This is a genomic window from Opitutales bacterium, from assembly GCA_013215165.1.
In the GTDB taxonomy this organism is placed as follows: domain Bacteria; phylum Verrucomicrobiota; class Verrucomicrobiia; order Opitutales; family JABSRG01; genus JABSRG01.
In genome coordinates, this window is sequence record JABSRG010000011.1 from 31,984 (window position 1) to 55,255 (window position 23,272).

Genomic DNA, 23,272 nt, shown 5'->3' on the forward strand with positions numbered 1-23,272 from the left:
CAATTCGCGTAATTTCGCGTCTATTCGCGGATAATTTTCCGTCGTTTCCGGGTTATGCTGCTTCCCGGATGCGTCTTATGTTTTCTCTGAGGACGGCATGTTGATCGGTCGTTTCTTCATAGCCGAGTTCGGTACGGATCTTGGTGCTGTCGACATACCAGTGCTGCTGGGTGTCGATGTTGAAGGGGATTTCGGCTTTTGAATCGTAAAGGATTTCGGCTTGGATATCGGCGGCGTGCCACACGGCCTGGCACCATGCTTCAGTGCTGAGTGCTGTTTCCTCGGATACATTATAGATGTGATGTCCCATAAGTCCGGCTGTGAGGGTGATGCCGTGAGCACAGTCTGGAGCGGATGCCCGCGAAAATCGCCAGTGGGCATAATCAGGATGGAGGCGTAAGACCCGCTCGCTCTCCTGTTCGAGTCGGATGTATTCGTCGACGCGGCGTCGATCAGGCCAGCCATAGATGGCGGGCAGGCGGAGGATGGCGACGTTTTCAAAATGCTTCAGGTAGGTGTTCTCGACACTGATCTTATCGTAGGTGTCATTACGGATGCTAGGCTGCTCGCGGAGCGCATCCGTTTCCCTGATGGGACAGGTTTGGTAGGGGCCGAGTTCAGTCCGGTGGAGCCGGCCGTAAGCCTGGTAGACATCGATACTCGAAACGGCGATTATTTGCACCTGTGTCTGCTCCTTCAATGCCTGGCACACGCCTTCAGCGTCCGCTTGAATAAAGGGAATCATGTCGATGACGACCTCAGGCTCTAGAACCTCTAATGTCTGTTTCAGCTGCTCGTGATGCCTCCGATCGCACGAGAGGCTTGTGCCATATTCCGATTTACCACGCCGGTTGAGGCAGTTGACCTGATGGCCCTGGTTAATGAGTGCTTTCACTAGATATGGGCCCATGAGCCCCGTTCCGCCGATGACTGTGATGTTCATTGTGGTGATAGTTCTCTTTAGGAAAGTTTAGTGCTCATCCCCCTGATAGATCCACATAGACTGCGTGTGACCAGCCGGTTGGAAGCCCATCGATTTGTAAAATGCCATGGCCGCACCGTCGGCGACGAGGATTTGCTGGTGTAGCTGCCCGTATTTTTTGGACATACGCTGCATGATAGCTCGTCCGATACCTTGACGTTGATAGTCCGGGTGCACGATGAGGTGGGGATAATAGACTACGAGGTGTCCATCGGAGAGTGCGTTGCCTAGACCGACGAGTTGTGACTCGAAGCGCGCTGTGATCAGGCTATGTGAGTTCCTCAAGGCCGCTATCAGCGCATCGGGTTTCTTTGCTGAAGACCAATTATTCGCCGTGTAGAGGTCGACGACTTCGGTAGTCTCGATCTCGTCATTGGAGCTGTAAGAAATATTCATTAAACCAACACGTGGGTGTAAGTCGTTGTCGTGATCGTGATCGTATTCGGGATTGGGCCGGCTCGGGGCGTGACCACAAGGCATGAAGGCGGTTCTAAAGGCTGGTTATGATTGCCAGAAAAAGTCGGAAATTGGATAAGGCGTCGTATTTGAGGATAGGCATCCTGTAAGAAATTCTCCTTGTCAAGGCTCCAGCGTGCTCATGCTGACTTTCTGTTTATTTTCTTAGGGATCAATATGATCGAAGGTTTCGTTATTGGCCGGAAGCTCGTGAGGAAGAAAGAAATAGTAAAGGCCGAGCCAAGCTCCCCAGGACCAGCGGTAGAGGGCGATAGGTATGACGAGGGTAGTGATTGCGATGCCGCCGACTGCCCACCAGAGGGGGATGATGCCAAAGAGCCCAAGTAATAAAATAGGGATGACCAGGCCAAATACAGTGATTCCGTAATTGATCACCATCGGGCCCAGAAACCAACCAGTACCGCGCTGCAAACGCATGAAACATAGGGGGCAGCTTTCTCTGAGTCTGAGGCCATTTTCGAACACCAGATGGTGGCCACAATTCGGGCACTGCATGCGCAGGCCACGTATTAAAATGATAATTGGGGGAACTGAATGACTGACGCCTTTTGAGGCCATGTATGATAGCCAATGAGTTTGGTCGTCTAGAGCAATGCGGGAGAAGAATTTGTGTCTCTAATATCCACACATCAATTCTGCGGTAAATCGTGATCCAAGGAAAAGCCCCATCCCCCTGCCAAGGGATGGGGTCTTTTTTTCGCTTACCTGTGTTCTGCCTATTTTTTCTATTCTGCCGTAGAAAAAGGGTTTTGGGGGATGAATCTTGGCTAAATGATGACACGAAAGATTTCGTTTTCTTTTCTGAATTGGATAAGTTGGGTCAGTTCACCGTTATTTGGATGCATGACATACCAGCCTGTTTCCGTGCGGATTAGGATCTTGTGGACGAGGTCGAATGACCCCTTGGCTCGAGTCCGTATCACCCCAACAGGCACATCACCTTTTTTTGCTCCTCCACCACGAATATTGGCCTGATAGGCAATCGATTGGAACACGTGGCAAAGCCCGATGGATAGTGCATCATTATCTAGTGCAGGAGCTAAATTCTGTTGAGCATAAGCAAGATAGAAGGGAATCAGCTGCTCTTTAACGAAAGCTGAGCTTGGTAATATATATTTGTTATCTCTAAGTTCAGGCTTCAGGGAATGACTGACGATGAGCTCTCTAAAGATGATTGAACGGTTCAGCGTTTGTGTCGTCGCGTGGGCAGTAATCCCGGTTAATAGGAAGGCAAGGCAGGCGGTGAGGATGTGTTTCATTTTCGTGGCAGTTGCAGGTTTTTGTTAATGCCGTAATACTAGACCACCGGGTCGATTTGGCCTATCAGGTGGTTTACTGATTTGGTCTCATTGGGGACCGCATGTTTTTTTGGAAAGTCCTCTGATGGAGCTTTGATTGTCGCGTAACCTGGGCATCGTTTTATCCGAGAACAGCTGAAAATTTCGCTTAGATCTTCTGGGGTAATTTACGTAGGCAGTCCTGATCGAGGCATGCCTTTGCTGTTGATCCTAGATAAGGGCAGCCGTAGGGAAGAGGCATGACAGATGAATCTTCAGGAGCCGCCGACCTGCAACTGCATGTGGGCCTGATTATGGGTAGTATCTCCGATTGGGAGACGATGAAGCATGCGGCGGAACGTCTACGCCAGATGGAGATTCCGTTTGAGAAGGAGATAGTCAGCGCGCATCGGACGCCAAAGAAATTGGTTCATTATGCTGAAACCGCCCGCAGTCGGGGACTCAAGGTGATCATCGCAGGGGCCGGGGGTGCAGCCCATTTACCCGGCATGGTTGCATCGCTCACTACCTTGCCTGTCTTGGGCGTTCCCGTGAAGTCGCGGGCTTTGAATGGCTTGGACTCGCTGCTATCCATTGTTCAAATGCCCGCAGGGGTGCCCGTGCCCACCCTGGCCATCGGGCAATCTGGAGCCGTCAATGCCGCTCTGACAGCAGCGGCGATTCTTGGCGTTGCTGACGAGGCAGTGGCCGATCGCCTCAGTGCTTACCGCACCTATTTGACGGAGTCAGTAATGGAGATGACGCTCCCTGAAGAACCGATTGAGGAGGGCGTATGAGCGGAAAGACGTTAGAGCAATTTTCACCTGGATCGACGATAGGGATTTTTGGCGGGGGGCAGCTGGGTCGAATGATGATCCAATCTGGACGTTCAATGGGCTACCGTTTCCACGTTTATGACCCCTCCGAACTTTCGACCGCCGGGTTTATCGCAGATTCCTTTACCTGCGCTTCTTATGACGACACCGAAGCCTTAGATGCCTTCGCTGCATCTGTGGATTTGATCACTCTAGAGTTCGAAAATATAGCAGTCTTAGCGTTGGAGCATGTGTCGAAAACGCGGCCGGTAATGCCGGGTATCGAAGTATTGCGGACCTGCCAGGACCGAGCCTTGGAAAAGACCTTCCTATCGGACAACGAGATTGCGGTGGCGCCTTTTAAGGTAGCGCAGTCACCAGACGAGTTGGCTGAAGCTATTAAACTCATTGGGACTCCCTGTGTCGTGAAGAGCGCTCGTTCAGGCTATGACGGGAAGGGCCAGTTAAAGTTGGATAGTTTCAAGGTGAGCCAGAAGAAGAAAGTGTGGGATACGATCGGAGCTGACACTGTTGTGGTAGAGCAGTGGATTCCGCATATCGGCGAGTTTTCCGCCATTTGTGCACGGCGCTCTGACGGTGCCACACGATTATTTCCGATGATGCGTAACCTGCATCGTAATCATATACTGGCAGAGACGCATATTCCCTGTGGTTTGGATCCCCAAATTGAGCAGGCGGGGCAGCGTATCGCCCGTAAGATTGCCGAGGCTCTCGACGTCGTGGGGCTGATTGCAGTCGAGTTTTTCCTGACGAGTGAGCAGAAGCTTCTGGTAAACGAGCTGGCGCCGCGTCCCCATAATAGTGGCCACGCGACGATGGATGCCTGCTATACGAGCCAGTTTCAGCAGCACATTCGTGCTATTTGTGGACTGCCTCTAGGAAATCCACGCCTGCACACGCATGCCAAGATGATCAACCTGCTCGGTGATCGTTGGGAGGAAGGGGAGCCAGATTGGTTTGGTTTCCTGAAAGATCCGAATGCGCGCCTTCATCTCTACGATAAGGGGGAGCCACGTCCGGGCCGGAAGATGGGACATGTGACTTACCTACAGATTTCTTAGGCTATTTGGACTTTAGATATTCTGATCGGTAGGCTGTGGGTGTCATCCCATGTGCTTTGCGGAGTACGCGATTGAAGTAGGAAGGGGCGGAAAACCCCGATGCCCAGGCGATTTCAGCAATCGTAAGACCAGACGATTTCAAATGCTCAATTGCCGTTCGCAAGCGTGCGTAGTTGAGAGCCTGAGTGAAAGGAGTCTTGGTGTACTCTTGAAAAGCGCGGGAGAGATAATCGGCCGAGCAATCGAGAGTATCCGCCATATATCGTAGGTTGAAACTCGGATTAGTATAGTCGATGTCGATGCTGCGCTGAGCCAATCCCACTTTTCGGTTTGGAATGATGCCCTCAATCGGAGCAACTTGATCTATGACTGTCAGTGCATTTCCCATTAGACTCATCATCAATCCACGGCATACAGTCGTCGGTTTGACTGACATACTCCACGTGTGGCTGACTAAATCATTAGCATGGCGTTGCATCATCCTACTGGCTTCCGAAGGAAAGACATCGAGTGGGCCACACACGGTCCGAGCAGTGGGGGAAGCATAACCCACGTGGAAGGAGAATCCGTTGCTGCGAAACATGACGATCAGGTCGCTAAATCTGTCACCAATCCGACGTGGAATCTCACGGTGGGGAATTTCTGCAGGCATAACGGTTACTTCGCCTGGACGATTTTCGAACGCTCCTCCCGGGGTTTCGAACTGTTTAACACCATCGATCTGAATGAATAGTTCAGGTGTGGGATGAAAGGGAAATCCATAACTAACATCCCGTTGACCGGCAGGATTTGGAACATGTGTGGTGAGCGTTCCCCTGTCTAAGCGACTCAATGTGGTTTCAAGGGTTTGGCGATAAAGCTGAACCCGATCCCCTGCCTCTTCGGTCCTATTTATCATGTAAGATATGTCTTATTGAAAAGGAATAATAGAATCAATCTTTCTGGAGTCTACGGATACTCCGTACAATTTTCGAAGCATGAAGAAAATAAGAACTGTCTTGGTTGGTTGTGGGGGTATCAGTAGATCATGGCTTAACGCCGTGAGGAATAATTTCGCGGATAATATCGATCTAGTGGGCTTCGTAGACTTAAATCCCGAGGCAGCCCGAAACCGGGCGGATGAATTTGAGGTGAATGACGTATGGATCGGAGACGACTTAGCTGAGGCGATCGATACTTTGAAACCCGATGCAGTGTTTAACTGCACTATCCCTGCAGCGCACTATGCCCTATCTAAGTTGGCACTCGAAAAAGGCTGCCACGTGCTCATAGAAAAACCACTGACTGAAACGGTTGAGCAGGCAAAAGAACTGATTGCGTTGGCAGAAGAAAAGCAGCGGGTGTTTTCGGTAATCCAAAATCGTCGCTATCACGGAGCCATCCAGAAGGTGGTGCGTGTTCTAAGTAGCGGGGTATTGGGTCGGCTGAATACTTTGAACGTAGATTTCTACATGGCTATGCACTGGAAGGGGTTCCGAGCTGAGATGAAGCATCTTTTGTTAATGGATATGGCAATCCATACCTTTGACCAAGCGCGGTTTATGAGCGGTCAAAATCCGACATCGGTATTTTGCTATGACTACAATCCACATGGTTCCACTGTGAGCCATGGTTCCGCTGCTATGGCGATTTTTGAGATGACTGACGATGTCATGTTTAACTATCGAGGCAGTTGGATGGCCGAGGGATTCAAAACTAGCTGGTATGGCACCTGGCGGGTGATCGGAGATAAGGGAACCCTCATTTGGGATGGCCTGGAGGACATTCAAGTGGAGACGACCGAAGATTTCGCACCTGATGCGCGGGCATCCAGCCACATGCGTAGCATTTATCCTGTCGGCAAAGCATCTTCCTCTCAAACGGAGCATGCCGGTGTTATTGGCGATTTCATCGACGCAGTCCAAAACGGGGGTTCTCCCCTGACTGCGGCATCGGATAATATCTACAGCCTCGCCATGGTTGAAAGTGCGTGCCTGAGCGCTGAGACTGGAAAACGGATCGAGATCAAAATCTAGCCTGATTTCTCGGTGAACTGCTGAGTTTTCGTAACGGCGCTCACTCGCCGTGTATCCAAAGCTTTGATTTTTCTTCCAAGCCCGTCCTGGCTCTGAGTCATCGGACGTCCGACTTCATCTTCAGCAATTTCCATGGCATCAGCAGTGTAAGGGTCATCATAATTGTGCTACTGAGCGCTAAAAATGAAACATCATGATCCATTTGACCGTGCATATTATGAGTGGCCTTCAAGAGGTTCGGGAACAGTTGATCGATGATTGCCGCAATAACCCAAAGGCTGACCACCAAAGCGCTCAGGCTAGCGAGCGTGGCCTTGAAGCCGATTGTTTTTTGAAGGATTCCAAAGGTGGCCGCATTCGCAGCGGGACCCCCGACCAGGAAAACGAGCGCGGTTCCGGGGGAAAAGCCAGCGACGAGCATCGCAGCTGCAATGGGTATCGCCCCAGTTGAGCATACATAAACGGGAAGGGAGATCGCCGTTGCCAATAGATAGGTCAGTGGTAACGGCCAATCGCTGATCGCCCAGGTCTCAGGAGAGAGAAACTGCGCCATGGTGGCAGCGATGAATACCCCAAGGACGACTGGAATTCGCACGTCTCCGGGTAGAGTTTGAAAGGCAAAACGTGACCCTGCACTCAGCTTTTGTGACCAGTTGGCCGCGTCAGCCTGAGTCTGCTCGCCGTGCTTGCCGCAACAGGCATCGCAGGACTCGGATTCGGCTGAGAGGGGTTCGTTTTTAAAACGGTCTCCGACAAGCCCAGCAGCAGTTCCCGCTACGAGCGAAACGACGAGCCTGAGGAGAGCGGCGGGGAGTCCCATCAGCCCGTAGGTCGCAAGTAGACTATCGATCCCCGTTTGCGGTGTGGTCAGAACAAAGCCCGCGGTTGCGCCATTACTGGCGCCCTTTTGTTTGAGTGTCGCCCCGAGCGGTATGACCCCGCAGGAACAAACCGGTAGAGGAATGCCAAGGATGACGGCTCGCAGCACTTGACTGGGGCCTGGTCTGCCTAGAAGGCGGGTGACTGCATCTGCGCTTAGCCAAGCGTGCAGGAGCCCCGCGAGCGCAAACCCTATTAAGAGATAGGGGGCCATTTCGGTCCAAATCTGCCAAGTTTGCTGGAAGAATGAGATCACGACAATATACCACGTTATCTGTCATTGAGTCATTGGGCTAGTTTAAAGCCTGCAGCAAATAGAATACGGCATAGATGAAGCCAAACATGCCCATGAGCGATACGACTGCATGAAGCTTAGAGACTCGCATAACCCCGGATACAGCTTGAACCGTATTAATAGCCGAACCGATCGTCCCCAGCATTTGCATCAACGCAAACATGGGGATCCAGCCGGCAATGCTATCACTCGGAGCTAGAATAAATACCGGTAGCGAAACTAACAGAGTGACGCCTAAGGGTAGCAACCCAACGGCTAATGCGCCGTGGCAGAGCGTGGCACTGGCGTTGCCTCCAAAGAATTTGCCCGATTTAGATAACACCCATCCGCATAAGCGAAACCCGAGAAGTCCCACTGCTGGAGAGACTAAACCGAGCGTAGCGAGGGCATCAGAAAAGCCAAAGCCCTCCTGTGGATAGACTGAAAGGATGAGGTAAAAGACAATTCCCGCCGCCGCTAAGACTGACCACATGGGTGTGAAAGGCACATGCGTGGATGAGCCCAGTGTCTCCATAATTGATCGAGGCCGAATAAGGAGGTCCAAGACACGCACTGAGGGCGGGGGCGATGTAGAAGAAGCTTCAGATGAGTCCATAAGTCCGAGTGTCTAAAAAATGACGAAAATTGTGGGAAATACTTTCAGGTTAAAACCCAGAAAGACGACTTTCAAAACCACACAAGAGTTAGCTAAACACGCCATCCCGAATCAAGGCCAACCCGCTTATCCAAACCTGGGTGCCTAGTAAGTCTCAACGACTTCGAGTACAGGCCAACTGTATTCGCGGATCGTGGTTGATCTAACAAAATAGGTCGGTGCGCACCGAACATGCGGACCGGCCTTTTGTGTGTCTGCGTATGGCGAAGTTACGGTGGGGCCCCTTGGGTCATTGTTTGTGCTACATGAGAGACTTCTGCCAATATGTCTGTCTCTAGGTGCCGTGGATTTGGTCCAAGAATCGAGTCGCTGTGCTTTGGTGGCTAGCGAGTGTCTCGGCTTTCATCCGGTCCAATTGGCGCGTCATCATGGCGAGACGAGGTTGATTACGGAAAAAATCTTCATGGTCTTTGATGAAAGCCCAGAATAAGCCGTCCCAGATCGCACACCAGTCACCTTTACCGTAGTTGCTCATTTTGCGGATATAATTCGAGGACGAAATATAGGGCTTTGTTGTGAAAATACCGCCGTCAGCGAATTGGCTCATTCCGTAAACATTCGGGACCATTACCCAGTCGTAAGCATCGATAAAAAGCTCCATAAACCAGCGATAGACCGCGTCGGGATGAATGCGGCAGAGAACCATGAAATTGCCTAAAACCATAAGCCGCTCAATATGGTGACAATAGGCCGTATCGAGAACGCGGCGGATGGTCGTATCGATCGGCTCGATTCCAGTCGTGCCGTCATAGAAGGACTGGGGCATCGGGTGTGTGAAATGCCAAAAGTTACGTGTGCGTTCTTCAGTACCATGCATGATATACATCCCATGCATAAATTCGCGCCAGCCGATGATTTGGCGAATGAAGCCCTCGAGAGAATTTAGCGGAATATTCTGAGACTCTGCCTTTTTAAGAGCGGCGTCCACGATCTGTTGAGGTGTGAGCAGACCGGAATTTAGGTAGGGTGTCAGCACAGAGTGGTAGAGTACCGTTTCGTCTGCTGCGATCGCATCCTCATAGTCGCCGAATAGCGCGAAGCGGGTATCCAGAAACTCCTGCAAACGCGCCTGCGCAGAAGCGTGGTCGACTGCATACCAAAAAGCATCAGAGCCTCCGGGTGCGTTCGGGAATTTTTCCGTAACGTGTGCGCGTGCCTCAATGACTTGTCTGTCGGTGTTGGCTGAGGGTTCCGCTGGGCATCGGTGCCCCCGAGGGAGCTTCTTTCTATTGTCCTCGTCAAAGCTCCACTGTCCACCTCTGGGCTCGCCCTTGGAATCCATGAGAATATCCAAGTGCTTACGCTGCGTCTTATAGAAAGTAGCCATGAACCGCTGTTTTCTGGTGCCGAAATAGTCCTCAAGTTCCCCGCGTTGACGTATGAATGCTGGGGAAGGGTAGATTTCGAGCGTGACGTTGTGAGTGTTTGCAAAGCGGCGTATGCGTTTTTCTAAAAGATGATCGGCAGGTTCAGCGAGGTGTATTGTGGAGGGCGGGATTTTGAATATTTCTGGAAGCCATCGATCTATAGTTATTCCTGTCCACTCTTTATAATGAGCCTCGTAGCCTTCCCGTTTTAATCTCTCGAAATATGCCTGCATCGTGGCACGGTGGAAGAGGAGTTTTTGAACGTGAAAATCTGCCTGAGCGTGGGGGTCGGAGAAAAAGAGACTATCTTCTATCATATAGACGGGCATGTCCTTGAAGATAGCAGGATGATGCTCGAACAGTTGGTGAGGGAAAATGAGCGACGCGTCCACGTGTGAATTATCGGGTTGTGGTGTTGGTTATTTTGAGAGATTGGCTTTGGTGAAGTGATGGAGACTGTGGAACGATGCCCTGGATGTGGAAGTAGCCGTTATGAACGAGTCGAAGAAACGGGCGTTCAAATGGATCATACGTCATGCGAGATTTTTACTTTCCAGAAATGTAAGGTGTGTGACTTGGTGTTTCTTAGCCCGCGGGTGGAAGCAGAAAATCTTGGGAAATATTATCCAGATTCTTACCTGCCCTATCGAGGTGCATCGGTCTGGGGGCGTTTTTCAGGATTGGTGGAGGCGGATCAAAAAAAATTGGACGCTGCACGTGTGGGACGCGTTCGCGAGGCGCTTGGTGGTGAGCGGCTTGGTTCAGAAGATTTGCTCTTGGATGTAGGTTGCGGAAAGCCGACCTTTTTGGAGATGGCCAAGCAGAGACTGGGCGGCCGGGCGCTGGGGCTAGATTTCTCAGACCATGGCTGGCGCGAAGATGCTGAGCGTTACCGGGAATTGGATTTGCAGGTCGGCACGATGAATGACCTCGAAGACCGATTGGAGCCCAGGGTAATCTCGATGTGGCATTATCTTGAACATGATTACGCACCCTTCGAGACACTGGAGCGCTTGGGGGAATTGTCGAACGACCGGACGCGATTACTCATAGAAGTGCCTAATTATGACTCCGAAACGCGCCGGAAATATCAAAAGCATTGGGCGGGGTACCATACTCCCAGACACATCTCTCTTTTTTCTCCCAGTAGCATGTCAGCGCTTCTCGAGCGTACGGGTTGGACGGTTATACGGATCAACACCTACGGAACACTCGATCCTTATGTGTTGGATTGGATGAGTCGAATGGAGCGCAAGGGCATCAATTGGGGAGCGAGCATGGAGTCGAAATTTCCAGCGTTCGTTTTGGAAATGTTGGTTTTTAGGTTAAAACAGCTGCTGTTTCGTCGCAAATCTTGGGGCATTATGTCTGTGTTAGCCTGCCGATAGCTTCGATTCATATCGTTATTTTCAGAAGAAAGCGTCAAAATGGAATAATTTCGTCGATATCTTCCTATCATACTGGAACGTATCCGGCTTCTCGGGTATCCATCATCACATTAATTTCATCATGAAAAAGAAAACACTAGCCCTGGCCCTCACTGGAGCACTCGGTATTTTTGCCGCTGTTCCTTTCGTTGCTTCCGCCGATTCAAAGGAAAGCTGCGCAACTAAAACTGAAGTAGCTCAAGCCGGTGCCACCTGCTGCGCTTCTGCCAAAATGACTGAAGTCGCCAAAGCTGATTCGGCTTGTGCGTACAAATCCGCAGAAGTTGCGAAAGCAGGAGCTGATCGCGCATCTGCGTGCGGAGACAAAGCGATCATGCAGGCACAAGTTGCCCAAGCTAAGGCGTCTTGTGCATCATCTGCTGAAGTCGCGAAAGCCGATTGTGCCTCAGCTTGCGCTACAGCAAACGTAGCCGAGGTAGCATCTGCTGCATCATGCGCTTCTGCGAAGACAGCTGAGGTTGCAAAAGCTGACTGCGCTTCTGCTTGTGCGACGACTTCAATGACCGAAGTCGCCAAAGCTGCTGCAACATGCGCTGCCGAAAAGGTTGAGGTTGCAGATGCCAAAGCTGGTTGTGCAATGTGTGCCAAGAAAGCTGCTGAGGTAGCTGCGGTTGCTGAAGCGAGCGCTCCTCGTTCGTAAGCTGGCTTAGCTTTATTTTTAAAGGCCGTTCCGATGCTGGGACGGCCTTTTTCTTTGGGTCACAAAGAGGAGAGAGTCTAAGTTCAACGCCTGAGCTGTGTGTGAGGGTTACATGCAGAGTAGCAGATTGATTCCGTTTCCTCATTAATAGGATTGGGAGGTCTTTTGTGTTTTCTGAATTGAAAGTTCCGATGCCTCTCTAGGTAGGATCCAACAAATTCATGCCCTCCAATGACTATGCCTCGTGCAAAATGCCTTACTTTGTGCAGCAGTAATTCGGAGAGAGGAATGTATCCCTCCAGTTGATCGACTTCATCAGCTCTGTCGGTGTCGATACGGTGTCCAGATCCACGTTGCTTGCCGTTCACACCGATACCAAACACGAACTTACGATACGCGGCTCGGGCTTCTTTTGAATTTAGACCAGGGTAAATGCTGGTGACGCTGTTAGTCAGAGAATCGTGACTGGCACAGAGATCACTGAAACTACAAAAATGGTAGTCCTTAGGGTCCTCCACCAGGCCAGCTCTCACAGGATTAAGGTCAATGTAGGCCATGACTCGTAAGAGGGTTTCAGGAGAGTTTTCAACTAGAACGCTAGCAAACCGTTCACACCAAAGAGTTCCAAATCGCTTATAGGTTTTGTTAAAATACATCGTGAAACGCTGCTTAAACGTCTTCATAAATTGTGAAATATCCCCCATGCGCTCCTTAAGTTGCTGGCGAACATCATGTGCCTCTGGAGAATTTGACTCGAGGAGCTGTTCCAAGTGTTCAGGAGGCATCGGCTGATATTCAGTTGGGGTGGGATAGAGGATCTTATATCGGCGTAATAATTCTGCATCATCAACTGCATCGGCCTTATCAGAGATACGCACTAGAACGTGGAAGTGATTTGTCATTACAGCGTAAGCAAGCACTTCGACCCCACAAAACTCCGCCACCTGAAATAGCATCTTCCGCATTACAGCTTTATCTCGATTATTGAATAACATCTCCCCGTTCACCGTCCGAGACATGCAATGATACACATTAAATTCAGCCCATCCCTTGATTCGAGCGTGTCGCATTTGAAAAGAGATGAAAATAATGAACTAAAAGACAAATTAAAAATGACTGTCCTAAAAAATACGGCGCAAAAAAACCGGGACCCTGGAGGGGGTCCCGGCTTGTCTGCTATGCTGTGTATCGATTATCCGTTTCCTGAAACAACATAGCGAAATAGCTCTGGTTTGTTGGGGTTTCAAGTTGGGTAGAGCGATTTTTTTGAATACTGCCACGTAAGTGGTCGCTTGACGCGGTTTTGTGGTTGTTCAGTTTGCTGAATCGATGCTGCAGTTCTTGAAGATCGAAAATCTGGCGCTCTTGAATCGGGCTGAATTAAATTTTGAGTCTGGATTCCATGCGGTGACCGGTGAAACAGGTGCGGGAAAGAGCGTCTTGTTGGGTGCGTTGGGGATTCTTGCGGGACAACGGGTCGAAAAATCAGTTATCAAGCGAGGTGTAGATGCTTGCCATGTGGAGGCAATCTTTCTGCTGAGTGGGGATGTCTTGAGGGATTTTGATTTGTGGCTTGATAGCGCAGGGCTACCGGCGTGTGAGGAGGGGGCCTTGGTCCTAAGCCGTAGTGTTTCGCGGACGCGGGCTCCAAAGATACAGATCAACGGCAAAGTTGCTACCCTGGCCAAGCTGCGGGAGCTGGGAGGATATTGGATAGACTTTCACGGTCCCCATGAACCACAGAAGCTAGCTAACCCTCGATTCCAGCTCAATATGGTCGATCTGTTCGGCAGTTACAAGGGCGAGCTTGAAACCTACCGATCCGCTTACAGCACTTGGAGGTCGGTACTTCTAGAATACGAGCGAATTAGAGATCATGATAAGCTGGATGCAGACGAGATTCGTTTTCTCGAGGCGCAGTTGTCGAAAGCTGATCAACTCGAGCTTGGAGCGGAAGCGATTTCTGAATTGGAGGCCAATTATAAGCGTTTGAGCCAAGCTCAGGAAATATCCTCGGCTAGCACTGATGTGGTTGAGGCTCTAGCAGGTTTTGACGGAGCGATTTCAAAACTGAGTGATGCTCTGCGGCCTGCCCAAGAGTTGGCTGAGTTGGATGAGCAGGACGAGGCACTGATCGATCGAATGAATGGCTTGATTATAGAGCTCGAGGATCTGTCTTCTGAATATCGTTCCCTTGGCTCAGATGCTTACTTTGAAGAGTCGGAGGCTGGTGAGCTGAATCAAAAAATGGAGCTTTGGCTCGGGCTGAAGCGTAAGCACGGTGGCGATTTAGAGGGTGTGCTTTCTTGGCGCGATGGCATTCGCGAGCAGCTGGAGCTACAAGGTAATATAGACGGGCGGCTGTTAGTGCTAGAGTCACAGGTAGCCGAAGCAGAATCCGCGGCTCGAATCGCTGCAGACCAGCTTACGCAGCAACGTAAGAGAGCAGCCGGTCGCTTACAGTGCGAGGTGATTGACGTGTTACACACTCTTGGCTTCAAGAAGGCAGACTTAAGGATAGAGATTCAGCCCACTCAGCTATCTGTGACAGGGTCTGATCAGGTCAGTTACCTTTTTTCTGCAAATCCTGGAACAGATGTTTTGCCGTTGGGCGAGATAGCTTCGAGTGGTGAAATGGCTCGTGTCATGTTGGCGTTCAAGTCTATCTTGGCCCAGCATGATCAAACGCCTGTCTTGGTGTTTGATGAGGTCGATGCAAATGTGGGTGGAGAGATCGGAAAGGCAGTCGGTAATCGACTCTATGAATTGTCACAGGGGCGCCAGGTGTTCTGCATTACCCACCTTCCTCAGGTAGCTGCAATAGGGAGCCATCATTGGCGCGTCCAGAAAGACCAATCAGACGCCGAAACGACGGTTATCATCGATCCGTTGAACGCTGATTCTGAGCAACGCAGATCAGAGCTAGCTCGGATGATGGGAGATCGCGATTCTGAAACGGCGCTTAAGCACGCTGACGAACTGTTATCGGGTTGTTAGGCCGGCTTCGTTTCTGCGGTCGTTTCAGCCAACTTCGCAAATCGTTTTTCCTTGCGGCCTCGTAATGCAGTACCGAGATCATCGGCCACCAAATAGAGGCTAGGGATGAGTATGAGTGTCACAATGGTGCTGAAAAGAATCCCGAAGGCGAGGGTGACGGCCATAGGGATAACCATCTGAGCCTGCATGCTTGTTTCCGAAATAATGGGAATTAGGCCGATAAAGGTGGTAAGCGACGTAAGCAAGATCGCTCGAAAACGGCGCACGCCGGCAGCTCGTGCAGCATCGCGAACGTTAAGGCCTCGTGCTTTGCCTTGATTTACAAAATCGACCATCACCAAGCTGTCGTTGACGACTACTCCTGCGAGAGCGATCAGTCCGCACATTGAGAGAATGCTGATGGGTAAGCCCAAAATAAAATGCCCTACCAATGCGCCGATGAAGCCGAATGGAATGACCGCCATAATAAACAAGGGCTGCGTGTAGGATTTCAATGGAATTGCCATGAGTGCATAAATGGCAAAAAGGGCGAACCCCAGTCCGACAAAAAGTTCAAATAGGGACTCTTCGCCTTCTTCGCTTTGACCGGTTAGCCGATAACCTACGGTTGGGTAACGGGGTTGGATCCGCTCTTCGAAATATTGCCTCACTTCGCCAACGATTCTTCCTGGCTCCGCAATCGTTTTGTCGGCGGTGGCAGTAATCTCTGTGGAACGTTTACCATCAAAACGGCGTATGGACGTAAATCCGGTGCGCATTTCGACATCTGCCACCGATGCAAATGGCATTGAACGTCCGTCCACAGTTCGAAAATACATGGATTCCAGATCGTGCATGGAGCGACGCTCTTCCTCGGGGTAGCGTACCATTACTTTGACTTCGTCTTCCCCGCGTTGCAGGCGTTGCACCTCAAAGCCGTAGAAACCGTAGCGTGCTTGAGCTGCGATGTCCGCCAGTGTCAAGCCGAGTGCTTCGGCTTCCGGTTTTACTTCAAGGATAGCCTCTGGCGGGCCGTCACTCAAATCGCTCTTCACATTGTAGACACCTGCATATTCGCGCAGTTTGTTTTCTACGAGGGTGGCGACTGCTGCGAGGTCGTCCATGTTTTCACTTTCCAAGCTCAGTCCTATGTCAGCTCCGCCATCACCGAATGACCCGCTGATATCGACCGACTCAGCGCCAGGGACTTCGCCGACTTTTTCGCTCCAGAGTCGCGCGATTTGTTTGGAATCGATGGAGCGGTTTTCTGATGGATTTAGCTCAATGAAGATGAAGCCATTGCGGCGATCGGATAACCAACTGCGGGTGTGTTTCACGAGTGGATACCCTGTTTCGTCGAGCATTTCCTGATCTAACTCCTCAAGGGCGGTTTCTAACTCGCGGACTGTGCCTCGGAGGCTTTCGAATGATGTGCCCGCTTTCATTTCAACACTCGCCGAAATATAGTCGCTTGGGTTGTCGGGAAAAAACACAAAACGTACGATACCTCCGGTGACTGCCCCGACTGAGATCATGAGGGCTCCAATGAATAGGGACAACGTGGTATATCTATGTTGCAGCGCTTTGTTGAGGATCGGTTCGTAGACTCTTCGGATAAGCCACTTTAGTTTTGCTTCTAGCCCGTCCTGTAAGCGGGTTAGAGATGTAGGTTTCCTAGGTTTCGTTCTGCGCTTTGCCAAACTCATGAGATGGGCTGGCAGTATCCATTTGGACTCGATGAGTGAAAACACGAGGGCGAGTATGACGACCATGCCGACTGATTTCCAAAGCGGACCGGACGGTCCAGAGATCATGGTCATCGGGATAAAGGCTGCGATCGTCGTAAGGACGCCAAAAGTTGCTGGCAGCGCGACTTGCTGAGCACCGGAGATGACATTGTCCACGGTGGGGCCGTGTTCTTCGACGTTTGAGTAGACGTTCTCACCGATTACGATTGCATCATCGACCAAGATTCCGAGCACCAGAATAAAGCCGAACAGGCTGATCATGTTTACTGAGACATCGAATAGTGGCATCAGCCATAGGGTGCCCAGGAAGCAGACGGGGATGCCGACTACGACCCAGAATGCCACGTTCAGGCGCAGAAATAGCCCAAGCATGAGGAAGACTAGGGTAGCTCCCAGGGCGAGATTTCCCATCATCATGTTTAGACGCCCTTTTAAATAATGAGAACCATCGGCCCACGTTGAGATGTAGATGCCATCGGGAAGTTCTGCTTGTTTCTGAGCTACGTATTCTCGAACAGCTCGGGCGATGGCGATTTCGCTTTGGTCCCCTACAGAGAAGACGCTCAGACTCAGACTCGGCTGCCCATTGAATGTGGCGAAACGTCGGTTCTCCACGAAGCCGTCTCTTATGTTGGCAACGTCCCCGAGGGTCACACGGGCGCCGTCAGGTGTTTTGATAAGCGTAATTTCAGAGAATTCGGTTCCCGTGTAAACTTTGCCATCTGTGCGCAATCGAATGTCGGCGTTATCAGTTCTTATGGTGCCCCCGGGTAGGTCGACCGACGAGGCGCGCACGCGCTGAGCCACTTGGGCCAGGGTGAGGTTATAGTGTTTCAGTGTATCCTCGGAGATTTCGATCGAGATCTCGAAAGCACGGGTATCATTGAGTTCGACGAGCGAAATTTCAGGAAGGGCGGCAAGTTCTTCACGCACCTGTTGCGCAATCTCTGTCATCTGGCGTTCATCGATGTTTCCGTAGACTTGAACGTCGATAATATCGTCTTGAGTACGTATGCGGCTGATGATGGGGCGCTCTGCGTTTTCTGGAAATGTGAAGATGGAGCCCACACGGAGGCTCACTTCATCCATGACTTCAGATATAGAATAGCTGGCTTCGACGCGTGCCGTTATAGTACCCACGCCTTCTCTCGCCTCTGAGCGTATCTCTTCGATACCTTCGAGGCCCTCGATTGCTTCCTCGATCTTGATATTGATCCCGCGTTCAACTTCGAGCGGACTTGCGCCGGGGTACGGCACGGAGATGCGGATAACTTTTAGACGAAATGCGGGTTCAGCTTCTTTAGAAATGGTGAAGGCAGAGAAGGTGCCTCCGATGATCAGGACCAGTAATAGAAGGTTCGCCGCGACTGGATTACGCGCGAACCAAGCAATAGTGCCCTTAGTTGTATCGTGGTTACGCATCGTTTTGTGTAGATGCAATGGGCTGTGGATTTACTTTTATCCCATTGAACAGGGTCTGTGGTGCGGTGAGACACAGGCGGTCTCCAGTGCTCAATCCGGCTGCAATGTATGCAAAGTGGGAATCTGTGCGCCGAATGGTAACGTCCCGTATCTCAACAGTATTTTCTTGAGTGAGCACGGCCACTTGATCGGTTCCACGGAGCGCGGCGCGCGGGATACGAGCTACTTGTTTCATCATTTTTCCGGTCACCTCAGCGGTGACAAATGATCCGAGGATAAGCGGTAGGGCCTTTTCAGAGTGTCTAGCATAGGGGTCTGCCAGTCGAGCGACGATAAAGAGTGTGCGGCTATCAGCATCGATAGTCTGTTCTGACCTGACTATGGGAGTTTCCCAGGTGTGTGTATCGCCGTTGATGGCGAAGGTGAGATGGGCTGAATACTCCGTGTCGTTGGGGAGGTATGTGATATCGTCCCAAGGGATACCGAGGCGAATTTCTGCGTAGTCGATTGCATCGAGCCGCGCAATTTGTGAGCCGGGGTTGACTACTTCTCCCATTTCAGTCTCGACCGTGCGGATTAAGGCTTCGAAGGGAGCACGGATTTCTGTGCGTGAGAGGTTGCGTTTTGCGCGGTCTAGCTCTGCTTCTGCAGCAGTGAGTTGGGCCTCGGCTTCTGCTAATTGTGGTTTCCGTAGGGACAGTGGGCTCGCTGCACCATTTCCGGATGCTTCCCAGTCGAGTCGTGCTTGCTCGGACTGGGCGATTTCCTGTGCTAGGCGAAGGCGTGCCGAGGCGACCTGGGCCTGTTGGCGGCTGACTTCGGCTTTGAAGTCAGCATCGTCGACACGGACGAGCAATTCGTCTTTGGCAACAAACTCCCCGGGATAGAAACGTGGGCTGACCTCAACGATTTGTCCTGAGACCTGGGATGCGAGGTCAGATCGGCTGCGGGGTGTGACAAAACCTTGGGTATGGATTCGGACGGGATAGTCCGATAATTGCACATGGATCACCTCTACTTGCCTGGGCGGAATGGGATCGGGCTCTCGGACTTCTGCACTCTTTGGTCGTGAAATTATGGCTGTTATTCCCGCAGCAACGACGATCACCAGCAAGGGAGGAACGATTTTTTTGGACATGCTTCGAGCGCTCATTGAATCCGTGGAGCGTCTGGCGCGCCGTGGAATGTCTGAGATATAGGGTGATTTGTTAATCTTTTCATTTCCAGGCTTCCGTATCGGGTCTGTGACAGCAGTCCTGGGGACTTGGGTGCTGTATGTATCTTAGCCCTGTCACTGAATAGGTAAACGCGTGCGATCTGTTTCAGCGTAAGAAGCCTCATTAATTTAGCAAAAGCTTAGCTAATTTTAGTAATTAAGATCTCTGTTTTAGGGGCGAATTTTCTTTACGCTCTGCTATACAATTATGAAGAAATTTACTGTCAAAGCACGTATCCTTATCGGATTCGCCACGCTGTTTGCCGTCACGACTGGTGTCGGATTGGCCACAGTTATTCAACAACGTCAAGTCGTTCAAGAGGCCGTTGATGAAAAGGCTGCATGGCTCACTGAGATTCTTCTGCCTAAGTTGAGCCAAGGAAAAAGCATCCAGTCTGAGACGCTACTTACAATGTATGCTAACAGAGCCTATGGTTATAGTGCCGACGAGCGATTTTTTGAAGAGGGACAGCAACGTTTTAGTGCATTGGCCACATTGCTGGATGAATCCCTTGTGAAAAATGAGGAGCTAGGCCTCTCAGAATTTACTGAGATCGAAGAGCAGATGCTTTCGGATGCCCTGGCATATAACGAATTGGTATTGGACACCCGCCAGAGCAATGAAAGCTTAGCGGAGGAACGTAAGGCGATGGATGCAGCAGCAGCCAAATTTGTTAAGTTGGTCGACACCTTCGCCGCGAGCCAGGATGACCAGCTTGAACATGAACTTAAGGAGCGGATGTTTAAGATCGACCGCTCGGCTGAATTGTTAGCGTTGGGGAACCGGGCGCGCATAGCCAATTTTAAAGGTCAGGCCAAAGGGGAAATTAAGTATTTTGACGCGGCGCTCCAGTCGCTTGGAGAGGTGAAAGCGGTTCTCGATGCCCTAGATCCCGTTATTCGAGATGTGGAGGACATAGCACGTTTAGATGCTGTGAGGGTGTCGTCAGTGGACTACAGTGCAGCGATTCGAGCTTTTTCGGAGATGTCGGAGCAGGAGGTAATCAAAGAGGGAGATCTGTCTGACATCCGCGTCGCGATGGATACGGCTGCAGACACATTTGTCACCAATACTGAGGCGCTGTTTGCTGATCAACAGACAAAGACCAAGCAGGATATTCAAGAACGTGTATTCAAGCTGAAGTTGATAAAGAGCATCGCTAATAAGGGTAATCAGGCTCGAGTGGCTAATTTCAAATTTCAGGCAAAACGGGAAGCGACTTATGCTCGAGAGGCGATGGGTTGGATCGACGGTATGTCAGAAGAGTTTGGCCAGCTGTATCCCCTTACCCGGCGCCCGGTGGACATTGATAGCTTGGATGGCATACGTGAGGCGACAACGGCTTATAGCGAAGCGATCGCTGCATTTCTCGAGGACTTTGAAAGAATCAATGCGCTTGCCGACCTCCGGACACAAGCGGGGGAGCGCGTCCTTTCGGGTGCGCGGAATGCATCGAATCTGGGATTCAGTGGGGCACTGCAAGTGGCAGACGAAACCATGGACCGCCTCCGGGCTGCCAATGGGTTTTTGATCTGGGGTTTGGTTGGCTCTATAGCCCTTGCCTTGGTGCTGTCAGCCACTATCTCTCGCAGCATTACATCGGCTTTGAAGAAAGCCATTGAGATACTTTCCGACAGCTCCAATCAGACTACTGCGACCGCCGAGAAGATTGCGCATTGTACGAATAAGCTGTCGCACGGCGCATCGAGCCAAGCGTCTTCTTTGGAGGAGACCAGTGCGAGTATGGTGGAGATGGCCAGTATGACGAAGCGCAATGCTGAGTCTGCTCAAAACGCGAGTGCTATGTCTGTGGACTCGCGCAAGGCCGCGGATAAGGGCGTGGGTGAAATGACTGAAATGACGCAGGCTATGTCAGATATCCAGGATTCCAGTGAAGCAATTTCGAAAATCATCAACACCATCGACGAGATTGCGTTCCAGACTAATATTTTGGCGCTCAACGCAGCCGTGGAGGCAGCGCGTGCCGGTGAAGCCGGACAAGGTTTCGCGGTCGTAGCCGACGAGGTGCGAAATTTAGCGCAGCGCAGTGCCGTTGCGGCTCGCGAAACAGCGGAGAAGATTGAGGCGGCGATTGGCATCAGTCAGCGAGGAGGCGAAATCAGCGAGCGTGTTCAATCGAGCCTTGAGGAAATCGTCGAGAAGACTCGCGAGGTGGATAGCTATATCAGCCAGATCGCTGCTGCATCGACAGAACAGAGCCAGGGGATTTCTGAAATTAATGATGCTGTCGCTAGCATTGATCAAATTACTCAAGCCAATGCGATCAGTGCTGAAGAGACGGCTGAGGCTTCATCGAGCCTCGATACCCAAGCTGCAGAGCTCGCTCACATTGTGCAAGACTTCCGTAAATTGGTAGGGAGCTAAATCATATTAGATTCGTGGACCAGCCTATGTTCTTAGGCTAAGAGGGCGTATTTTTCTTTTTGGGCTGAGCGGGTTGATACATGAGGTCCTCGAAGCCTAGACCGGTAATCTTTTTAATATTGGTGAATACGTACCACATAGCGTAGCCGAGCATAAGAATCGAGGGTAGGGCAATGACTGCGAAACTCATTGCTTGGAGTTTCCCGAGTTCTGAATTGTAAGCGTCAGTGCCGGGCTCGCTGACTACGATTATTGTGGTGAGGATATAGTTCAATATGGATGAGACGACAAAGGAGGCTGCGAGATACCAAGTGCCCCGGGCGAGCACTTTGTCGAATTCACCACGGTCTCCTTCGGGAATAGCGGCATCAATTCGGTCAACATCCATGATTTCGCGGTTAAGAATAAAGAGACGGACCAAGGGCTTTTTTGTGAGCGCACTCGCTCCCGTGATGATGGCGAAAATTGCAGGAATACCCGCCTCTTTGACGGCAAGCCATTTGTTATCTAAGTGCAGTAATCCGATTCCCCCAGTGAGGAGCACAGACACAAAGCCGATGATGGAAAAGAGGTTTGCTTTTTTTCGGGTGACAAAGTCGTAGATACCGTAGCCGAGTGGGAACACTAAAGCGATGATAAGCACCGCTGTCGGAGACGCGTTAAACCAGTCGTCCCCTTTGTTCAGGAGGAGCACCGGCAGGACGAGGTTCATGCCCAGGTTGAGGAAGGCATTTTCTTGCTTTTGGGGCGTCGCTTTGGGCGCGGAATCGGTCATGGCGAGTAAGATTGTAAGTTTGGGATGGGAGTAAATGGGAAACAGCGTTATCTCATAAAGATGCGATGTCTTATCACAGCAGGCCCCACCCGCGAATATATTGATCCGGTCCGATTTCTCAGTAACCCGTCTTCGGGTAAGATGGGGTTTGCCCTCGCTGAGGCGGCGCTGGAGATCGGGTGGACTGTCGATCTAGTGAGTGGACCGTCCACCCTGGTGGAGCCTTCTGAAGTGATCCGATATCCGGTAGAAACAGGCGATGAGATGTTTGACGCTGTGGATGCTTTGTTTGACGCCTGCGATGTGTTCATTTCAACGGCTGCGGTGATGGATTTTCGTCCGGTGCAGCGCTTTGAGCAGAAGGTCAAAAAGAATGAGGCTTCGCTGACTATAGAGTTAGAACCCACGCGCGATATCTTAGCGACGATGTCGGCGCGCAAAAAAGATCAGCTTATGGTGGGTTTTGCGGCAGAGTCGCACGATGTAGAGAAATTTGCCTGTGAGAAACTTATCAAAAAAGACCTCGATTATGTGGTGGGCAATCAGATTACCGGGCCAGACACAGCCTTTGCAAATGACGATAACTCTGTGGTTTTGATAGATAGAGCGGGTACCATGCGTATCTTTGAGCGTACAGGAAAGCATGCTTTGGCGCGACGACTCATCACCATTTTTAGAGATGATGTTATCTCTGCGAAGTGAATTTCTCTCGGTGAATCAAAGCTGTTTTATAACTCATCGTTTTGTTATTTTCACTGTCAAAACCGCGCTAAAGCGTGGGGATTATTTATTTAGAGTAGACAACCTTTCGATAAAT

At 50.9% G+C, this 23,272-nt stretch carries 20 protein-coding genes; 8 read left to right on the top strand and 12 right to left on the bottom strand.

The features are described 5' to 3' along the window. Positions 1 to 52 precede the first annotated feature (52 nt). The 4 genes from HRU10_03475 to HRU10_03490 form a co-directional block, all read right to left on the bottom strand. Positions 53 to 943, bottom strand: coding sequence for an NAD-dependent epimerase/dehydratase family protein (locus tag HRU10_03475; protein NRA26292.1), 891 nt, complete (start codon positions 941 to 943; stop codon positions 53 to 55). Positions 944 to 970: 27 nt separating this feature from the next. Then, a complete protein-coding gene (locus HRU10_03480) occupies positions 971 to 1,378 on the bottom strand; it encodes a GNAT family N-acetyltransferase (protein NRA26293.1) in 408 nt (135 codons plus the stop codon). Between the two features lie 225 nt (positions 1,379 to 1,603). After that, entirely contained in the window at positions 1,604 to 2,017 is a 414-nt protein-coding gene (locus HRU10_03485; GenBank protein ID NRA26294.1) for a DUF983 domain-containing protein, read from the bottom strand. 209 nt (positions 2,018 to 2,226) lie between these two features. Beyond that, positions 2,227 to 2,718: a hypothetical protein gene (locus tag HRU10_03490; GenBank protein ID NRA26295.1), complete on the bottom strand. Its 492-nt coding sequence runs from the start codon at positions 2,716 to 2,718 to the stop codon at positions 2,227 to 2,229. A gap of 308 nt (positions 2,719 to 3,026) precedes the next feature. Between HRU10_03490 and purE the strand changes: the two genes are divergently transcribed. Together purE and HRU10_03500 are read left to right on the top strand one after the other, a co-directional pair. Next, positions 3,027 to 3,533 (top strand): 5-(carboxyamino)imidazole ribonucleotide mutase, encoded by a 507-nt coding sequence (gene purE / locus HRU10_03495; GenBank protein NRA26296.1) that lies wholly within the window; start codon positions 3,027 to 3,029, stop codon positions 3,531 to 3,533. Continuing rightward, a complete protein-coding gene (locus HRU10_03500) occupies positions 3,530 to 4,633 on the top strand; it encodes a 5-(carboxyamino)imidazole ribonucleotide synthase (protein ID NRA26297.1) in 1,104 nt (367 codons plus the stop codon). Before purE ends, HRU10_03500 begins: the two co-directional genes overlap by 4 nt. Before the next feature lies 1 nt (position 4,634). Here the strand turns inward: HRU10_03500 and HRU10_03505 are convergent, their stop codons facing one another. Continuing rightward, positions 4,635 to 5,531 (bottom strand): AraC family transcriptional regulator, encoded by an 897-nt coding sequence (locus HRU10_03505; GenBank protein NRA26298.1) that lies wholly within the window; start codon positions 5,529 to 5,531, stop codon positions 4,635 to 4,637. Positions 5,532 to 5,610: 79 nt separating this feature from the next. Here HRU10_03505 and HRU10_03510 point away from each other — a divergent pair, with 79 nt between their 5' ends. Then, entirely contained in the window at positions 5,611 to 6,648 is a 1,038-nt protein-coding gene (locus HRU10_03510) for a Gfo/Idh/MocA family oxidoreductase (GenBank protein NRA26299.1), read from the top strand. A 97-nt stretch (positions 6,649 to 6,745) separates the two neighbouring features. Here the strand turns inward: HRU10_03510 and HRU10_03515 are convergent, their stop codons facing one another. The 3 genes from HRU10_03515 to HRU10_03525 all read right to left on the bottom strand — a co-directional run bounded on the left by HRU10_03515 (position 6,746) and on the right by HRU10_03525 (position 10,236). Beyond that, entirely contained in the window at positions 6,746 to 7,741 is a 996-nt protein-coding gene (locus HRU10_03515) for a permease (GenBank protein NRA26300.1), read from the bottom strand. Between the two features lie 79 nt (positions 7,742 to 7,820). Beyond that, complete coding sequence (locus HRU10_03520; protein ID NRA26301.1) at positions 7,821 to 8,417, bottom strand: hypothetical protein; 597 nt, start codon at positions 8,415 to 8,417, stop codon at positions 7,821 to 7,823. Between the two features lie 334 nt (positions 8,418 to 8,751). Then, positions 8,752 to 10,236, bottom strand: coding sequence for a cryptochrome/photolyase family protein (locus HRU10_03525; protein NRA26302.1), 1,485 nt, complete (start codon positions 10,234 to 10,236; stop codon positions 8,752 to 8,754). Between the two features lie 57 nt (positions 10,237 to 10,293). Between HRU10_03525 and HRU10_03530 the strand changes: the two genes are divergently transcribed. After that, positions 10,294 to 11,232, top strand: coding sequence for a class I SAM-dependent methyltransferase (locus HRU10_03530; protein ID NRA26303.1), 939 nt, complete (start codon positions 10,294 to 10,296; stop codon positions 11,230 to 11,232). 121 nt (positions 11,233 to 11,353) lie between these two features. Continuing rightward, positions 11,354 to 11,932 (top strand): hypothetical protein, encoded by a 579-nt coding sequence (locus tag HRU10_03535; protein NRA26304.1) that lies wholly within the window; start codon positions 11,354 to 11,356, stop codon positions 11,930 to 11,932. Positions 11,933 to 12,015: 83 nt separating this feature from the next. Here the strand turns inward: HRU10_03535 and HRU10_03540 are convergent, their stop codons facing one another. Continuing rightward, on the bottom strand, positions 12,016 to 13,002 hold the full coding sequence (locus HRU10_03540; protein NRA26305.1) for a transposase: 987 nt from the start codon (positions 13,000 to 13,002) through the stop codon (positions 12,016 to 12,018). Positions 13,003 to 13,261: 259 nt separating this feature from the next. On the opposite strand from HRU10_03540, the gene recN reads away from it, so the two are divergent. Next, a complete protein-coding gene (recN, locus tag HRU10_03545) occupies positions 13,262 to 14,929 on the top strand; it encodes a DNA repair protein RecN (protein NRA26306.1) in 1,668 nt (555 codons plus the stop codon). On the opposite strand, the gene HRU10_03550 is transcribed toward recN, so the two are convergent. Together HRU10_03550 and HRU10_03555 are read right to left on the bottom strand one after the other, a co-directional pair. Beyond that, the gene (locus HRU10_03550; GenBank protein ID NRA26307.1) at positions 14,926 to 18,078 is read right to left on the bottom strand and encodes an efflux RND transporter permease subunit; all 3,153 of its coding nucleotides are present in this window, start codon (positions 18,076 to 18,078) and stop codon (positions 14,926 to 14,928) included. The genes recN and HRU10_03550 overlap by 4 nt on opposite strands. Then, the gene (locus HRU10_03555) at positions 18,071 to 19,216 is read right to left on the bottom strand and encodes an efflux RND transporter periplasmic adaptor subunit (protein NRA26308.1); all 1,146 of its coding nucleotides are present in this window, start codon (positions 19,214 to 19,216) and stop codon (positions 18,071 to 18,073) included. Before HRU10_03555 ends, HRU10_03550 begins: the two co-directional genes overlap by 8 nt. 286 nt (positions 19,217 to 19,502) lie before the next feature. On the opposite strand from HRU10_03555, the gene HRU10_03560 reads away from it, so the two are divergent. Further along, positions 19,503 to 21,680 (top strand): hypothetical protein, encoded by a 2,178-nt coding sequence (locus HRU10_03560; GenBank protein NRA26309.1) that lies wholly within the window; start codon positions 19,503 to 19,505, stop codon positions 21,678 to 21,680. A gap of 37 nt (positions 21,681 to 21,717) precedes the next feature. Here HRU10_03560 and HRU10_03565 read toward each other — a convergent pair whose 3' ends face one another. Beyond that, on the bottom strand, positions 21,718 to 22,455 hold the full coding sequence (locus HRU10_03565; protein ID NRA26310.1) for an MFS transporter: 738 nt from the start codon (positions 22,453 to 22,455) through the stop codon (positions 21,718 to 21,720). A gap of 60 nt (positions 22,456 to 22,515) precedes the next feature. Between HRU10_03565 and HRU10_03570 the strand changes: the two genes are divergently transcribed. After that, positions 22,516 to 23,157 carry a phosphopantothenoylcysteine decarboxylase gene (locus HRU10_03570; protein NRA26311.1) on the top strand — a complete coding sequence of 214 codons (642 nt, stop codon included), beginning with the start codon at positions 22,516 to 22,518 and terminating at the stop codon, positions 23,155 to 23,157. The last annotated feature ends 115 nt before the right edge of the window (positions 23,158 to 23,272 follow it).

What these genes read in the sequence shown, in the direction of transcription:
- HRU10_03535 (NRA26304.1), top strand. Translation starts at nt 11,354, where the DNA reads ATGAAAAAGAAAACACTAGCCCTGGCCCTCACTGGAGCACTCGGTATT.
- HRU10_03550 (NRA26307.1), bottom strand. Translation starts at nt 18,078, where the DNA reads ATGCGTAACCACGATACAACTAAGGGCACTATTGCTTGGTTCGCGCGT.
- HRU10_03500 (NRA26297.1), top strand. Translation starts at nt 3,530, where the DNA reads ATGAGCGGAAAGACGTTAGAGCAATTTTCACCTGGATCGACGATAGGG.
- HRU10_03490 (NRA26295.1), bottom strand. Translation starts at nt 2,718, where the DNA reads ATGAAACACATCCTCACCGCCTGCCTTGCCTTCCTATTAACCGGGATT.
- HRU10_03540 (NRA26305.1), bottom strand. Translation starts at nt 13,002, where the DNA reads ATGCGACACGCTCGAATCAAGGGATGGGCTGAATTTAATGTGTATCAT.
- HRU10_03555 (NRA26308.1), bottom strand. Translation starts at nt 19,216, where the DNA reads ATGTCCAAAAAAATCGTTCCTCCCTTGCTGGTGATCGTCGTTGCTGCG.
- HRU10_03505 (NRA26298.1), bottom strand. Translation starts at nt 5,531, where the DNA reads ATGATAAATAGGACCGAAGAGGCAGGGGATCGGGTTCAGCTTTATCGC.
- HRU10_03480 (NRA26293.1), bottom strand. Translation starts at nt 1,378, where the DNA reads ATGAATATTTCTTACAGCTCCAATGACGAGATCGAGACTACCGAAGTC.
- HRU10_03485 (NRA26294.1), bottom strand. Translation starts at nt 2,017, where the DNA reads ATGGCCTCAAAAGGCGTCAGTCATTCAGTTCCCCCAATTATCATTTTA.
- HRU10_03570 (NRA26311.1), top strand. Translation starts at nt 22,516, where the DNA reads ATGCGATGTCTTATCACAGCAGGCCCCACCCGCGAATATATTGATCCG.
- HRU10_03530 (NRA26303.1), top strand. Translation starts at nt 10,294, where the DNA reads ATGGAGACTGTGGAACGATGCCCTGGATGTGGAAGTAGCCGTTATGAA.
- HRU10_03510 (NRA26299.1), top strand. Translation starts at nt 5,611, where the DNA reads ATGAAGAAAATAAGAACTGTCTTGGTTGGTTGTGGGGGTATCAGTAGA.
- HRU10_03565 (NRA26310.1), bottom strand. Translation starts at nt 22,455, where the DNA reads ATGACCGATTCCGCGCCCAAAGCGACGCCCCAAAAGCAAGAAAATGCC.
- recN (NRA26306.1), top strand. Translation starts at nt 13,262, where the DNA reads ATGCTGCAGTTCTTGAAGATCGAAAATCTGGCGCTCTTGAATCGGGCT.
- HRU10_03515 (NRA26300.1), bottom strand. Translation starts at nt 7,741, where the DNA reads ATGGCCCCCTATCTCTTAATAGGGTTTGCGCTCGCGGGGCTCCTGCAC.
- HRU10_03475 (NRA26292.1), bottom strand. Translation starts at nt 943, where the DNA reads ATGAACATCACAGTCATCGGCGGAACGGGGCTCATGGGCCCATATCTA.
- HRU10_03560 (NRA26309.1), top strand. Translation starts at nt 19,503, where the DNA reads ATGAAGAAATTTACTGTCAAAGCACGTATCCTTATCGGATTCGCCACG.
- HRU10_03520 (NRA26301.1), bottom strand. Translation starts at nt 8,417, where the DNA reads ATGGACTCATCTGAAGCTTCTTCTACATCGCCCCCGCCCTCAGTGCGT.